Here is a 15,688-nt window from a genome sequence, read left to right as displayed (position 1 = left end):
TAATTTGCCTATATTTGTTGTCCTAAAAAAAAGTTATAGTGAGTCAAATCAACAAGCTGAAAATATTCAATGATCCTATATACGGGTTTATTACCATTCCTAATGCCTTAATTTATGATCTGATACAGCATCCATATTTTCAGAGGCTTAGGCGTATTTCTCAAATGGGGTTATCATATTTAGTATATCCCGGCGCTAATCACACCCGTTTTCACCATGCTTTGGGTTGCATGCATTTGATGCAAAAAGCGGTAGATGTTTTGCGTTTCAAAGGCGTTTCTATCTCTACAGACGAAGAAAATGCCCTATATATTGCTATTTTGTTACACGATATAGGTCATGGACCATTTTCGCATGCGATGGAAAGGAGTATTGTAGAAGATGTACATCATGAAGCGATCTCACTTTTATTCATGAATCAATTGAATATCGAGTTCAAAGGTAAGTTAGATTTGGCTATTCAAGTTTTTGAGGGCGATTACCATCGAAAATTCATGTTGCAATTGATTTCCAGTCAACTCGATATGGATCGTATGGATTATTTAAAACGCGATAGTTTTTATTCGGGCGTAGCTGAAGGAAATGTCAATTCAGAGCGTCTGATTCAAATGATGAATGTAGTAGATGATGTATTGGTTATCGAAGAGAAGGGAATTTATTCTGTTGAAAAATTTCTGATGTCCAGACGATTAATGTATTGGCAGGCATATCTGCATAAAACAAGTTTGGTAGCCGAGCAAATCTTGACCAAAATCTTAAAAAGAGCCAAAGAGCTAACTTTAAAAGGAGTTGTTTTACCTTGCAGTGAACCGTTAAGATTTTTCTTAGAAAACAAAATCACCTTGGATACTTTTGATGCTCCTACTTTGGATTTGTTTTCTCAATTAGACGATTTTGACATTATTAGTGCCCTGAAATCATGGCAGCGTCAGGATGATTTTATTTTATCTTCTTTGAGTAAAATGATTATCAATAGAGATTTATTAAAGATAAAACTGACAAGCGAAAAAGTGCAAATTGAGGAATTACAACCTCTAAAAGAACGCTTTGCATTAGAAAACAATATCAGTTTGCCGGAAACTAATTATTTTATATTTAGAGGGAAAATAAAAAATCAGGCTTACAGTAAGGAAGCTGAGCCAATACGAATTTTGAAAAAAGACAGAACAGTCGAGGATGTAATTGAATCTTCGGATCAGTTGAATTTAAAATCATTATCAAAATCGGTTACTAAATATTACATCTGTTTCCCAAAACAACTTGTGTAATGAACATTTAAAATCTATTTTTTTTATATTTTTGTCGCGATGAAATTTACAGCAGAACAAATAGCAGGGATTTTGGAAGGTGAAGTTGTTGGGAATCCCAATGCTGAAGTACATGAGTTATCTAAAATTGAAGAAGGGAAAAACGGTTCGTTAACTTTTCTATCGAATCCCAAATACAATAATTATATTTATACTACAGAGGCTACGATTACCATTGTAAACAAAAGCTTTATTCCGGAATCAGAATTGAATACCACTCTTATAAAAGTAGAGGATGCTTATATGGCATTTTCTAAATTGTTGGAATTTTACGATCAGGCAAAAGGCAACAAAAGCGGAATAGAACAACCATCGGTTCTGTCTGAAAATGTAAAATATGGTGCTGACTTATATTTAGGCAGTTTTAGCTATATAGGAAAAAACGTTATTTTAGGCAATAAGGTTAAGATTTATCCTAATTGTTTCATTGGAGACAATGTTGTTATTGGAGATAATGTCACTATTTTCGCCGGAACAAAAATATATTCGGAATCCGTGATTGGTAATAATTGCGTGATCCATTCCGGTGTTGTTATCGGGTCCGACGGTTTTGGTTTTGCACCAAACCCTGACGGAACCTATAAAAAAATTCCACAAATTGGGAATGTTGTTATAGAAGACGATGTAGACATCGGTTCTTGTACTACTATTGACAGAGCTACGATGGGATCAACAGTTATAAGAAAAGGAGTGAAATTGGACAACCAAATCCAAATTGCACATAATGTTGAGATAGGGGAAAATACTGTTATTGCGGCTCAAACTGGTATTGCAGGTTCGACAAAAATAGGTAAGAACGGAATGATTGGAGGACAGGTAGGAATTGCAGGACATTTAACCATTGGTGATAATGTTCGAATTCAAGCCCAAGCAGGAATTGCCAGAAATATAAAAAATGAGGAAGTTTTACAAGGATCTCCATCATTCGCATATAATGATTTTAGTAAATCCTATGTGCATTTCAAGAATTTGCCTAAACTTGTAGCAGAAATTGAAGAGTTAAAAAAACAAATATTAAACCAAAAAAATGGAAACAATGGTTAAACAGAAGACCATCAAAGCAGAAATCTCGCTAACAGGAGTTGGATTACACACAGGTAGAGAAGTTAAAATGACTTTTAAACCTGCTCCAGTCAATAATGGTTTTACTTTTGTAAGAGTAGATTTAGAAGGACAACCAGTCGTTGAAGCTGACGCAAATTATGTTGTCAATACACAAAGGGGGACAAATTTAGAAAAACTTGGAGTTCAAATTCAGACTCCTGAACATGTTTTAGCTGCATTAGTAGGTTGCGACTTAGACAATGTTATTATAGAATTAAATGCATCTGAGCTTCCTATTATGGATGGCTCGTCAAAATATTTTGTTGAAGCTCTTGAAAAAGCAGGAATTGAAGAACAAAATTCGAAACGAAATGTATACGTAGTAAAAGAAGTTATTTCTTTTACAGACGAAGCAAGCGGAAGCGAAATATTAATCATGCCAAGTGATCAATATTGCATAACCACAATGGTTGATTTTGGGACTAAAATTTTAGGTACTCAAAATGCAACTATGAAAAGTATTTCAGAGTTTAAAACTGAAATATCTGAATCCAGAACATTTAGTTTTTTACATGAATTAGAAGCATTGTTAGATAACGGACTTATTAAAGGCGGTGATCTTAATAACGCTATTGTATATGTTGATAAAGAGATTTCTGATTCAACAATGACTAATTTAAAAGCGGCTTTCGGAAAAGATTCTCTTAATGTGAAGCCTAATGGAATATTAGACAATCTTACTTTGCATTACCCAAATGAGGCTGCAAGACATAAATTACTTGATGTTGTTGGTGATTTGGCTTTAATTGGAACTAAAATTCAAGGTAAAGTAATAGCGAATAAACCAGGTCATTTTGTAAATACACAATTTGCAAAAAAGATGGCTAAAATTATAAAAATAGAACAAAGAAATCATGTTCCTGTTTATGATTTAAACCTAGAGCCTTTGATGGATATTCACAAAATCATGGCAGTTCTACCTCATAGACCTCCATTTTTGTTAATTGACAGAATCATAGAAATGTCTGATAGCCATGTGGTAGGGATGAAAAACGTAACAATGAATGAAAATTTCTTTGTTGGGCATTTTCCAGATGCTCCGGTTATGCCAGGTGTTTTAATTGTAGAAGCTATGGCACAAACTGGTGGGATATTAGTCTTGAGCACGGTTCCGGATCCAGAAAATTATTTGACTTATTTTATGAAAATAGATAATGTTAAATTCAAGCAGAAAGTTTTACCAGGTGATACCTTGATCTTTAAATGTGATTTAATTACACCAATCAGAAGAGGAATATGCCATATGCAAGCCAATGCTTATGCTAACGGAAGATTAGTTGCTGAAGCCGAATTAATGGCGCAGATTGCAAAAAAACAATAAATAAGGATCCTGTAATTCTTGACAGATAAAACGTCAAGTTTTATTCAGATAAATAAAAAATAATAAAAAAAAGCAGATGAATCAACCATTAGCATATGTTCATCCTGGCGCTAAAATCGCCAAAAATGTTGTAATTGAGCCTTTTACAACCATTCATAATAATGTAATTATTGGAGATGGTACTTGGATTGGCTCTAATGTTACCATCATGGAAGGTGCAAGAATCGGAAAAAACTGCAATATATTTCCCGGTGCAGTAATCTCTGCAGTTCCTCAGGATTTGAAGTTTGGAGGAGAAGAATCTTTGGCTATAATTGGCGACAATTGTACCATTAGAGAATGTGTTACTGTCAATAGAGGAACAGTAGCTTCGGGTCAAACCGTTATTGGTGATAATTGTTTAATCATGGCTAGTGCGCATATCGCGCATGATTGCCACGTGGGTCACAATGCCATTATTGTAAACGGCGTATTGTTAGGCGGACATGTAACTGTAGGTAATTACGCTATCGTTGGCGGTTTATCGGCAGTACATCAATTTATTAATATTGGAGATCATGCTATGATTTCTGGAGGATCGCTTCTAAGAAAAGATGTTCCACCTTATACAAAAGCTGCAAAAGAGCCTTTGTCTTATGTAGGAATTAATTCTGTTGGATTGAGAAGACGTGGTTTTTCAACTGAAAAAATCAGAGAGATTCAAGATATATACAGAATCCTATATCAAAAAAATTATAACACCACTCAAGCTTTAGGCATTATTGAAGGTGAGATGGAGGCAACGCCTGAGAGAGATGAAATTATTGATTTTATCAGAAACTCATCAAGAGGTGTTATGAAAGGATATTCGGGGAATTATTAGTATTCGAATTTTCATTTAAAAAAATAAAAACAATAGATTTTAGAATACATAAATCTAAAATCATAAATCAAAAATTAAAATGGCATCTACATCAGATATTAAAAACGGATTATGTATTAAATTCAATAATGATATTTATAAAATCATTGAGTTTCTTCATGTTAAACCAGGTAAAGGTCCCGCTTTCGTTAGAACAAAATTAAGAAGTTTAACTACAGGAAGAGTATTGGACAATACCTTTTCTGCAGGGCATAAAATTGAGGAAGTTCGTGTTGAAAATCATAAATTTCAATTTTTATATCCAGAAGGTGACGAGTTTCACTTTATGAATACGGAGACTTTTGAACAAATATCTTTGAACAAAAATATCTTAGATTCACCAGGCTTGTTAAAAGAAGGAGAAAATGTAATGGTAAGCATCAATACAGAAACGGATTTACCTCTTTCTGTAGATATGCCCGGATCTGTAATACTTCAAGTAACTTATGCAGAGCCAGGAATTAAAGGAAACACGGCTACAAATGCAACTAAATCAGCAACTGTTGAAACTGGAGCAACTGTAAACGTACCTTTATTTATCAACGAAGGAGATAAAATTAAAATTGATACCGCTTCGGGTTCTTACATGGAGCGCGTAAAGGAATAAATAATTTGATAGTTAGAAAATGTGAAAATTAGCTAATTTTCACATTTTCTAATTGACATATTTTCTCATTTTCTAATTAAAAATATGAAATTCCCAAAAGTTTATTCTTTACAAGAAATAGCAGCCATAATTGACTGCGAATACGTTGGTGATTCCAATTTCGCTGTTTGCGGTATGAATGAAATTCATGTTGTAGAAGCCGGTGATATTGTTTTTGTAGATCATCCAAAATATTATGACAAGGCGCTCAACTCGGCGGCGACTATTATTTTAATCAATAAAAAAGTAGATTGTCCTGAAGGGAAAGCATTATTATTGTCAGACGATCCTTTTAGAGATTTCAATAAACTAACCCGTCATTTTAAGCCTTTTCAATCTTCATCTGCTAGCATTTCTGCTTCAGCTGTGATAGGTCAAAATACTGTAATACAGCCTAATGCTTTCGTTGGAAATCATGTTGTCATAGGGAAAAATTGTTTGATACATTCAAACGTTTCTATTTATGATCATACAGTTATTGGTGATAATGTTATTATTCACGCCGGAACAATTCTAGGTGCTGATGCTTTTTATTACAAGAAGCGAGAAGATGGTTTTGATCAGTTGCTTTCAGGTGGGCGAGTGGTTATAAAAGACAATGTGGGTATTGGAGCCTTATGTACAATTGACAAAGGCGTTACAGGAGATACTACCATTGGCGAAGGGACAAAAATAGACAATCAGGTACATGTAGGTCATGATACCGTAATTGGAAAAAAATGTTTAATAGCTTCACAAACGGGAATTGCCGGCTGTGTAATTATTGAAGACGAAGTTACCATTTGGGGACAAGTAGGAACCACAAGCGGAATTACTATTGGTAAAAAAGCGGTGATTCTAGGACAAACCGGAGTTACAAAATCCGTTGAAGGAGGAAAGACCTATTTTGGTACGCCGATAGAAGAATCAAGGGAGAAATTAAAACAATTGGCCAATATTAAAAAGATTCCTGAAATTTTAATCAAATTAAAATAACAGCAAACTAATTATCTTAATTTTTTTGATGCCAAAAAAGGCGTAAAATAATTTCGAAAACCTTACTTTTGCATCACAATTTTAAAAAATCACATAAAATATATATCATGAGTGTTTTAGTTAATAAAGATTCCAAAATAATTGTTCAAGGATTTACAGGAAGTGAAGGAACTTTCCACGCTTCTCAAATGATTGAGTACGGTACTAACGTTGTTGGTGGTGTTACTCCAGGTAAAGGGGGAACAACTCATTTAGACAGACCTGTTTTTAACACTGTAAAAGACGCTGTAGAACAAGCAGGAGCTGACACTACTATCATTTTTGTTCCGCCAGCTTTTGCTGCTGATGCAATTATGGAAGCTGCTGATGCTGGAATAAAAGTGATTATCGCTATTACAGAAGGAATTCCTGTAGCTGATATGATTCACGCTAATAACTATGTAAAAGAAAGAAACGCAAGACTTATTGGTCCTAACTGTCCAGGAGTTATTACTCCAGGTGAAGCTAAAGTTGGTATTATGCCAGGTTTTGTTTTCAAAAAAGGAACCGTAGGTATTGTTTCTAAATCTGGAACTTTAACGTATGAAGCGGCTGACCAAGTGGTAAAACAAGGATTAGGAATCACTACTGCTATCGGTATTGGTGGAGATCCAATCATTGGAACAACTACTAAAGAAGCGGTTGAATTGTTAATGAATGACCCAGAAACAGAATGTATCGTTATGATAGGTGAAATTGGAGGTCAATTAGAAGCTGATGCTGCTAAATGGATTAAAGCCGATGGTAACCGTAAACCAGTTGTAGGATTCATCGCGGGAGTTACTGCTCCAGCTGGTCGTACAATGGGTCACGCAGGTGCTATCGTCGGTGGAACTGATGATACAGCCGAAGCTAAAAAACAAATCATGAGAGAATGTGGTATTCACGTAGTAGATTCTCCAGCTGAAATTGGTAAAAAAGTAAAAGAAGTTTTAGGATAGTTTACTATTAAAAACTAAAAATAGATTAAGCCTCACAATTTGTGGGGCTTTTTTATTATAAATCGAATTAAAAAAATACCTTTGCACTTTATTAAATTGAAGCTTTTAAGAAGTTAATTTTTAATAAAAACAATAAAAATATATGGTTTTGAATTGTTCTCATGCCTTTAAGAGGTATTTTTTTTGCCAAAGCCAATCCAAATAAAAATAAAATAATATGTATAAGGAATTAAAAAAATTCGAAGTTAGCAATCAGTTTTCATTTTCTATCGATGATAGTTTAGAAGAAGTTTGCAATGCTTCTGAAGGAAGTGGTGTGTTTTTAGTTTACGCAGTAGGAGATAGTAAAGAATTAATCATGGTTGGTTCTACTGGAACTGTTCAAAACGACGGAACATTAAAAATTAAAAACGGCGGTTTATATGATAAAATTGTAAACGGTCACCAATTTGCAAAAACAGGAAGGAAATATTCTTGGCCTGCGCAAATGAAAAAAGAAGACATCAGTGTATTAGAAGTGGTTTGGTACGAAACATTCAATGATGCAGTTAAAGCTATTCCAACAGCTGTTGAAGGACAAGTTTTGCAAAACTTCTTAGATGAAAACGGAAAATTACCAAGATGGAACGTGGCTTTCTAGTCAAATTTCTGAAAAGATAAATTGTTATTTAAAAAGCTTTACTTCGGTAAGGCTTTTTTGTTGCTTTAAAATCACAAAAATAAGTTTCTAATTATTTTTATATCAAAATAAGCATTACTTTTGCAGCCGTTATCACGAATCTCATATTATGAGATAGCAACCTGCAACAACGAGCAAGGTGCTAAAACGATAAGCCAAATCCTTTGGAAAAAATGTTGTTTTTTTATTCCTGTTTTGCTTTTTTGTTTTTTCGTCATATCCCTTTCATTTAATAAATTGATTATGACAAAACATGTTAGAAATGATGGTAATCCATTCGCTTTAATTCCTTTACTGATTTTTATCTTTACTTTTTTAGGAGCCGGTATTTGGCTCAATGATTTTTATGCACTTCCGTCCCCGGTTGCCGTTTTATTGGGAATTATTTCCGCTTTTTTACTTTTTAAATCCTCTACCGAGGAAAAAGTAACTACTCTGATTGCCGGTTGCGGCGAGAGTAAAATTATGACGATGTGTTTGATTTATCTGCTGGCCGGTGCTTTTGCAGTTGTAAGCAAAGCTACAGGAGGTGTTGATGCAGTAGTAAGTTTAGGAATAAACAATATTGATGTAGCTTATTTTCCGTTGGGGATTTTTTTGATTGCTGCTTTTTTATCAACTGCAACGGGAACTTCCGTGGGGGCAATTGTCGCCATTGGACCTATAGCAGTGAGTTTAGCCGATAAAAGTGGTGCTTCTTTGCCTTTAATTTCAGGTGCCTTGCTTGGTGGTTCTATGCTTGGAGATAACCTTTCGATGATATCCGATACCACTATTGCGGCAACACAATCATTGAACTGTAACTTAAAAGATAAGTTTAAAATCAACTTATTCATTGCCTTCCCGGCAGCGCTAATTACTATTTTGGTGCTTTTTTACTTGGGATTAAACTCAGATATTGTTGCTGTAGCCATTCCTAAAAATAGTTTTGACTGGATTAGCATTGTTCCTTATCTATTGGTAATTGTTCTGGCAGTATCTGGAGTTAATGTTTTCTCAACTTTAATCATAGGTACTTTACTTGCTGGAATTATCGGTTATTTTGGAAATCATTTCACCCTTATGGTTTTTACTCAAAAAGTTTATGAAGGTTTTACAAGCATGACCGAAATTTTCTTGCTTTCGATGCTTTCAGGTGGTCTGGCCGCAATGGTTGACAAAGCCGGTGGTATCGATTATGTATTATCTCAAGTTAAGAAGCGCATTAAGAGCAAAAAATCGGCTCAGACCGGAATTGGAACCTTAGTGGGACTTACGAACTTAGCTATTGCCAATAATACGGTATCTATCGTTATTACAGGAAGTATTGCTAAAGAAATCAATGATGAATACGATTTGAATCCAAAGAAAACGGCGACAATACTTGATATTTTTTCTTGTGTTATTCAAGGGATTCTGCCCTATGGAGCACAGGTACTCTTGATTTTGAGTTTTGCCAATGGTAAATTAAATTTCCTGGATTTAATTAGTAATGCCTGGTATCATTTATTCTTATTTATCTTTACATTAGTGGCTATCTATGCCAATTTTTGGGATAAATGGGTAAATCGAATTTTTAAAATCTAAAGAGAACTATTTATATTAACGTAATTGAATCTCAAATTTTTTTTAAAAAAGGAATTATTATATATTTGACGATTGTTAGATAGCCCTGACAGAAGCGAAAATCCTTTTATTTTTTTGTTAAAAAATAAAAGATTGCAGCGAATAGCAGGAATAGCTTCAAATAAAAATTAAACTAAGTTTTAGAACATGAAATTACTAGAAGGAAAAGTTGCCATTATAACAGGCGCAAGTCGCGGAATTGGAAAAGGAATTGCAGAGGTTTTTGCAAAACATGGAGCAAATGTTGCGTTTACTTACAGTTCGTCTGTTGAGTCGGCTTTGGCATTAGAAAATGAATTAAATGCATTAGGAATAAAAGCAAAAGGATACCAATCTAACGCTGCCGATTTTAATGAAGCGCAAACATTTGTTGATGCCGTTTTAGCTGAATTCGGAACCGTAGATATTTTGATAAACAATGCAGGAATCACTAAGGATAACCTTTTGATGCGTATGTCTGAAGCTGATTTTGATACCGTAATTGATGTGAACTTGAAATCGGTTTTCAATATGACCAAAGCGATTCAAAAAACATTCTTGAAGCAACGTGCAGGTTCAATCATCAATATGAGTAGTGTAGTGGGAGTGAAGGGAAATGCCGGACAAACAAATTATGCTGCTTCTAAAGCTGGAGTAATCGGGTTTACAAAATCGGTTGCTTTAGAATTAGGTTCTCGTAACATCCGTTGTAACGCTATCGCTCCGGGATTTATTGAAACTGAAATGACTGCCAAATTAAGTGCTGATGTTGTTCAAGGATGGAGAGACGGAATTCCGTTGAAGCGTGGTGGAACTACTGATGACGTAGCTAATGCTTGTTTGTTCTTAGCTTCGGATATGAGTGGATACATTACCGGTCAAGTATTAAATGTTGATGGAGGAATGCTTACTTAAAAAATAATTATGAATGATGAATTATAAATGGTATCAGAATTCAAATTTAAAATTCATCATTTAAAATAAAACAAATGACAATAACCACCATTTTATTGATTTTACTTTCGCTAGTAATTGCAGTCGGTTTGTCATTTTTTCAATATTATTACAAAGCCAAAAACAAGTCAAAACTGAACTTGTTTTTGGCTTTTTTGCGTTTTTCATCGATTTTCGGCTTATTGTTATTGTTGATTAATCCCATAATCACCAGAAATACGCTCGAAACCGTGAAAACGCCCTTGGCGCTTGTTGTTGACAATTCCAGTTCAATCTCCTACTTGAATGCCGATAAAACAGCATTGAAAATTTATAAAGAATTAACATCCAATAAAGTATTACAGGAGAAATTTGATATTCAATCTTATCAGTTTGACAACGAGTTTCAGCAATCTGAAAAATTCGATTTTAAAGGAACACAGTCTAATTTAGATGCAATTGCAAAGGATTTAAAAAACATCAACAAAAATATTATTTTCCCCACCGTTATTATTACTGATGGAAATCAAACTTCAGGTAATGATTATGTATATGCTTTTGACTCGAATAATAAAGTTTTTCCCATCGTTTTGGGCGACACTATAAAGCAGTTGGATTTAAAAATAAACCAGCTGAATATCAATAAATACGCTTTCTATAAAAACAAGTTTCCGGTTGAAGTATTTTTGCAATACTCAGGAGATAAAAACATTGTTGCTGATTTTAGTATCTCCCAAGGGAATTCTATTTTGAGCAAACAAAATATTTCCTTTTCGGCCTCTAAAAAAACGGCAGTTGTCAATGTGCTTTTACCCGCAGAAAAGGTAGGCTCCCAAATTTTTAAGGCAACCATAACCTCCAAAGAAAAAGAAAAGAACACTTATAATAATACGAAGAACTTTGCAGTTGAAGTGATGGATCAGAAGACCAATATAGCGCTGATTTCTGCTATAAATCATCCTGATATTAGTGCTTTAAAACGCGCGATAGAATCTAATGCGCAACGCAAAGTAACCGTTGTTAATCCGAAGACTATTAATTTATTACAGGATTACGGGATTCTGATTTATTACCAGCCAACAAGCGAATTCAAATCTCTTTTTGAAATGAATAAATCGGCGGAAATAAACACTTTTATTATTACCGGAACCCATGCTGATTTTTCGTTTTTGAATCAACAACAACACAATTTGCAGTTTAAGATGAGCGGACAAAAAGAAGAATATTTGGCCACTTTTAATTCGCAATTCAATTTATTCGCAATCGATGATATTGGATTCGAAAATTTCCCGCCTTTGCAGAATCCTTTCGGAACCGTGACCGCCAACGGAAATGTTTCGGTTTTGCTTGCCTCAAAAATCAGGAATATAGAAACAAATTCGCCTTTATTGGCTTTTGCCGAAAATCAAGGCAAAAGAACGGCTTTTCTTTTAGGCGAAAATTTATGGAAATGGCGCTTGCAAAGTCATGTCGACAATCAATCTTTTGACAAATTTGACGTTTTCATTGATAAAACAATCCAGTTTTTGGCTTCCAATAATTCAAAAAAAGCATTGGTTGTCAACCATGAAAGCTTTTACAATTCAGGGGAAGCTATCGAAATTACCGCTCAATATTTCAATAAAAACTATGAGTTCGACGAGAAAGCACGCTTGACAATCAGCGTGATTAATACAAAAAATAAGCAGACCAAAAATTACGATTTGCTAAAAAGTAATAATTCCTATAAAGTCAATTTAGACGGTTTGACTGCCGGAAATTACGACTTTATTGTAAAAGAATTAAATTCTAAAACTTCTTATTCTAGTCATTTTGAGATTTTGGATTTTGATATCGAAAAGCAATTTATAAATCCTGATTTGGAAAAATTAAACCAATTAGCTAATTTAACTCAAGGAAAAACCTATTTTCCTGGTCAGATGAACCAATTGGTAAAATCTCTTTTGGAAGACGAGAGTTATAAAACGATTCAAAAAAATAATGTTACCAGATCGCCATTAATTGACTGGGTATGGCTCTTGGTTTTAATTGCCGGTTTGCTTTCAACAGAATGGTTTGTTAGAAAATACAATGGTTTGTTGTAATTCGGGTTTGATTTAACAAATAAAATACAATTATGGACTTTAGGCTAAAAGTATTCTACGCTGTTGCAAACCGATTGAGTTTTACAAAAGCCGCCACTGAATTATTTATCACCCAACCCGCAGTTTCTAAACACATTCAAGAACTAGAGGAAGAATATAAGGTCAAACTTTTTGATCGAAATGGTTCTAAAATTTCGCTAACCCATGGCGGAAAAGTACTTTTAGAGCATGCAAAAAGCATTTTTGAAATCTATCGCGAAATTGATTTTGATATGAGCACGCTGATCAATCAGCAAAGAGGAATGCTGAGATTAGGAGCCAGTACAACAATTTCACAATATATAATTCCGCCGATTTTGGCCCGTTTTCATCAAAAAATGGAGGACATAAAAGTCAATTTGCGTAATGGAAATTCAGAGCAAATTGAGAACGCTCTTTTGAATAAAGAAATTGAGATTGGAATTGTCGAAGGCCAATCTAAAAACCAGCTGATTAAATACATTCCTTTTTTGAAGGATGAATTAGTATTGGTGTGCAATAGCAAGAATCCATTGATAGCGAAAAAAGAAATTTCAAAAGGGGATCTTTTGGATATGAAATTTTTAGTTAGAGAACAGGGTTCGGGAACATTAGAAGTTATAGAGCATGCTCTAAAATCTCTGGAAATTAGACTTTCGCAGTTGACCGTTGAAATGGAATTGGGAAGCACCGAAAGCATCAAATCGTATTTAATGAACTCTAATTGTGTTGCTTTTGTATCGATTCATGCGATAGAAAAAGAATTGAAAAATAACGAATTGACGATACTTGATGTGAAAAACTTAAGTATGGAACGCTATTTTTATATTATTAGTCTTCAAGGAAGTAAAGAAGCTCTTTCGGATTTATTTTTAAAAAATATTTCCAGTTACTATAACCTAGAGTTATAATAGATTGTTTTTTATGATTGGCGAAAATCATTTATACGGCTGACCTTTGTAGAGTAATAATTAAATAATTTTACTTTGAAAAATCAGCCCATAATAATCAAAAAAAACAGCTCTACTTTTCTTAAACTAAACCCTACATTACAAAAAATTATATTTGGCTTATTAACCCTTCTTTGTCTTTCAGGTTTTATTTCCCCGCCAATTGCTTTATTGTTGGGTTTAATTATAGCCAATCTTTCAGGGCATCCTTTTTTAGAATTCAATAATAAAGCAACCAATATTTTGTTGCAAATTTCGGTTATCGGACTTGGCTTCGGAATGAATGTTAACAGTGCATTAACCGCCGGAAAAGAAGGTTTTATATTTACAGTAGCTTCTATATTTTGCACTTTAGTTTTAGGTTTTTTTCTTGGAAAATGGTTGCGTATTGAAAAGAAAACTTCCCATTTAATTTCTTGTGGAACTGCCATTTGTGGCGGAAGCGCCATTGCGGCAATTGCCCCGGTAATAAAGTCGGAAGAGAAGCAAACTTCGGTGGCTTTGGGAGTTATTTTTATTTTGAATTCTATTGCTTTGTTTTTATTTCCTGCAATAGGACACTGGTTGGATCTCTCTCAACAAGAATTTGGTTTGTGGTGCGCTATTGCTATCCATGACACGAGTTCTGTGGTTGGTGCTGCCAATAAATACGGTCCCGAAGCCTTACAAATTGCAACAACAGTAAAACTAGCCAGAGCCTTATGGATTATTCCCGTTGCTCTAATTACAGCGCTGTTATTTAAAAACAAGTCAAGTAATGTAAAAATACCTTATTTTATTGGACTGTTTATTTTGGCTATGTTGATGAATACTTATATTCCTCAAACCGCTATTGTAGCTCCTTATTTGGTTTCAATTGCTAAAATTGGGTTGACAATTACCTTATTTTTAATTGGAGCGGGATTGAACTTCAATGTGCTGAAAGCCGTTGGTTTGAAACCGCTGTTACAAGGTGTTTTACTCTGGGCTTTTATCGCTTTGGCGGCATTATTTTCTATAATTTATTTTAGTTAGGAAAAAGAGCAATTTTCTCCTTTTTGAATACAAGCAATTCTATTTTGGCAGTATTTTCTAAATTAACATAATCTTAAACGTATTTTTTTCGAATTGCATTTAAAACAAATACATTTGTATCATAAAAAAAATAAATCGAATGAGAAATTTCAAATTTAAACCTACAATTGTATTGTTAAGTGCAATAGCTATTGGTTTTCTAACTTTGTCTTGGGGAATTATCGGACATGAAAGAATAAATAATGCAGCTGTAATGGCATTGCCAAAACCACTTCAGATTTTCTTTTACAACCATATTGATTTCATCACTACAGAATCGACGGTTCCTGATGTAAGAAAATATGCCGTGAATGACAAAGCAGAAGGTCCACGTCATTATTTTGATATGGAAAATTTTGGTAGCAAAGATAGTTTTCCAAAAACTCTTGAAGAAGCCAAACAAAAATACGATGCGAAGTTCTTGGACAAAAACGGAATATTGCCTTGGTATATCCAAGACATGATGACCAAATTGACAAAAGCTTTCAAAGAGAAAAGAAAAACAGAAATCTTATTTTTAGCATCAGATCTTGGTCATTATATTGCCGATGCACATATGCCATTGCATACTTCGGACAATCATGATGGACAAAACACCAACCAAAAAGGAATTCATTCTTTATGGGAAAGCAGATTACCGGAATTATTCGCCAAAAATTACAAATTCAACACGACTCCTGCTGTTTATATTGAGGATGTAGAGAAAGCAACTTGGGATATTATGTTTGATACTCATAGTTTGGTTGATCCTTTATTAGCAATTGATAAAGGTTTGAGAACTTCAACTCCAGAAAACAAAATATTTGTTATGGATGCTGCTGGAAACATTGCAAAAAACAAATACAATGGAATGATATATTCGGATGAATATGCATCTAAATATCATACTGCTTTAAACGGAATGGTCGAAAGTCAAATGAAGAAAGCTATTGTGGCAACTTCTAGTTTTTGGTACACTGCTTGGGTAAATGCTGGAAAACCGGATTTAAGTAATCTTGATGCAAAAGAATTGACAAACTACAATAAGAAAGCTTTGAAAAGAGATTCGAAGCTATGGGAAAAAGGAAAGCTTTTTGGTTTAGAAAGTGAGAAGGAATTTTAAATTTTAATCCTTACAATTATATAAAAAAACGGCTGAGATACAAATCTCAGC

At 34.0% G+C, this 15,688-nt stretch carries 14 protein-coding genes and 1 riboswitch; all 14 genes read left to right on the top strand.

The features are described 5' to 3' along the window. The first annotated feature begins 38 nt into the window (after positions 1–38). The 14 genes from ACMDB5_RS11525 (at position 39) to ACMDB5_RS11460 (ending at position 15,637) form a co-directional block, all read left to right on the top strand. Positions 39–1,268: an HD domain-containing protein gene (locus ACMDB5_RS11525; protein WP_413998406.1), complete on the top strand. Its 1,230-nt coding sequence runs from the start codon at positions 39–41 to the stop codon at positions 1,266–1,268. Positions 1,269–1,307: 39 nt separating this feature from the next. After that, positions 1,308–2,351, top strand: a complete 1,044-nt coding sequence (gene lpxD / locus ACMDB5_RS11520; protein ID WP_413998405.1) for a UDP-3-O-(3-hydroxymyristoyl)glucosamine N-acyltransferase — start codon at positions 1,308–1,310, stop codon at positions 2,349–2,351. After that, the gene (locus ACMDB5_RS11515) at positions 2,344–3,732 is read left to right on the top strand and encodes a bifunctional UDP-3-O-[3-hydroxymyristoyl] N-acetylglucosamine deacetylase/3-hydroxyacyl-ACP dehydratase (RefSeq protein ID WP_413998404.1); all 1,389 of its coding nucleotides are present in this window, start codon (positions 2,344–2,346) and stop codon (positions 3,730–3,732) included. Before lpxD ends, ACMDB5_RS11515 begins: the two co-directional genes overlap by 8 nt. Positions 3,733–3,808: 76 nt before the next feature. After that, a complete protein-coding gene (gene lpxA / locus ACMDB5_RS11510; protein ID WP_413998403.1) occupies positions 3,809–4,594 on the top strand; it encodes an acyl-ACP--UDP-N-acetylglucosamine O-acyltransferase in 786 nt (261 codons plus the stop codon). A 79-nt stretch (positions 4,595–4,673) separates the two neighbouring features. Then, on the top strand, positions 4,674–5,240 hold the full coding sequence (gene efp / locus ACMDB5_RS11505) for an elongation factor P (RefSeq protein WP_413998402.1): 567 nt from the start codon (positions 4,674–4,676) through the stop codon (positions 5,238–5,240). A gap of 84 nt (positions 5,241–5,324) precedes the next feature. Further along, on the top strand, positions 5,325–6,254 hold the full coding sequence (locus ACMDB5_RS11500) for a UDP-3-O-(3-hydroxymyristoyl)glucosamine N-acyltransferase (RefSeq protein ID WP_413998401.1): 930 nt from the start codon (positions 5,325–5,327) through the stop codon (positions 6,252–6,254). Between the two features lie 107 nt (positions 6,255–6,361). Next, positions 6,362–7,234 carry a succinate--CoA ligase subunit alpha gene (gene sucD, locus ACMDB5_RS11495; protein ID WP_413998400.1) on the top strand — a complete coding sequence of 291 codons (873 nt, stop codon included), beginning with the start codon at positions 6,362–6,364 and terminating at the stop codon, positions 7,232–7,234. Between the two features lie 217 nt (positions 7,235–7,451). Beyond that, the gene (locus tag ACMDB5_RS11490) at positions 7,452–7,874 is read left to right on the top strand and encodes a hypothetical protein (RefSeq protein ID WP_413998399.1); all 423 of its coding nucleotides are present in this window, start codon (positions 7,452–7,454) and stop codon (positions 7,872–7,874) included. A gap of 124 nt (positions 7,875–7,998) precedes the next feature. After that, positions 7,999–8,097: riboswitch (SAM-I-IV-variant riboswitch) on the top strand. 59 nt (positions 8,098–8,156) lie between these two features. Next, on the top strand, positions 8,157–9,479 hold the full coding sequence (locus ACMDB5_RS11485; protein WP_413998398.1) for a Na+/H+ antiporter NhaC family protein: 1,323 nt from the start codon (positions 8,157–8,159) through the stop codon (positions 9,477–9,479). A gap of 186 nt (positions 9,480–9,665) precedes the next feature. After that, complete coding sequence (gene fabG / locus ACMDB5_RS11480) at positions 9,666–10,412, top strand: 3-oxoacyl-[acyl-carrier-protein] reductase (RefSeq protein WP_413998397.1); 747 nt, start codon at positions 9,666–9,668, stop codon at positions 10,410–10,412. A gap of 74 nt (positions 10,413–10,486) precedes the next feature. Continuing rightward, entirely contained in the window at positions 10,487–12,514 is a 2,028-nt protein-coding gene (locus tag ACMDB5_RS11475; protein ID WP_413998396.1) for a hypothetical protein, read from the top strand. A 32-nt stretch (positions 12,515–12,546) separates the two neighbouring features. Further along, complete coding sequence (locus ACMDB5_RS11470) at positions 12,547–13,443, top strand: LysR substrate-binding domain-containing protein (RefSeq protein WP_413998395.1); 897 nt, start codon at positions 12,547–12,549, stop codon at positions 13,441–13,443. Positions 13,444–13,590: 147 nt separating this feature from the next. Then, entirely contained in the window at positions 13,591–14,496 is a 906-nt protein-coding gene (locus tag ACMDB5_RS11465; RefSeq protein WP_414000382.1) for a YeiH family protein, read from the top strand. 139 nt (positions 14,497–14,635) lie between these two features. Continuing rightward, the gene (locus ACMDB5_RS11460; protein WP_413998394.1) at positions 14,636–15,637 is read left to right on the top strand and encodes a zinc dependent phospholipase C family protein; all 1,002 of its coding nucleotides are present in this window, start codon (positions 14,636–14,638) and stop codon (positions 15,635–15,637) included. The last annotated feature ends 51 nt before the right edge of the window (positions 15,638–15,688 follow it).

The organism is Flavobacterium sp. W1B (assembly GCF_047344965.1).
Classification (GTDB): domain Bacteria; phylum Bacteroidota; class Bacteroidia; order Flavobacteriales; family Flavobacteriaceae; genus Flavobacterium.
Note: the sequence above shows the minus strand (reverse complement) of the source record. Positions and strands in the feature narration are given on the sequence as shown.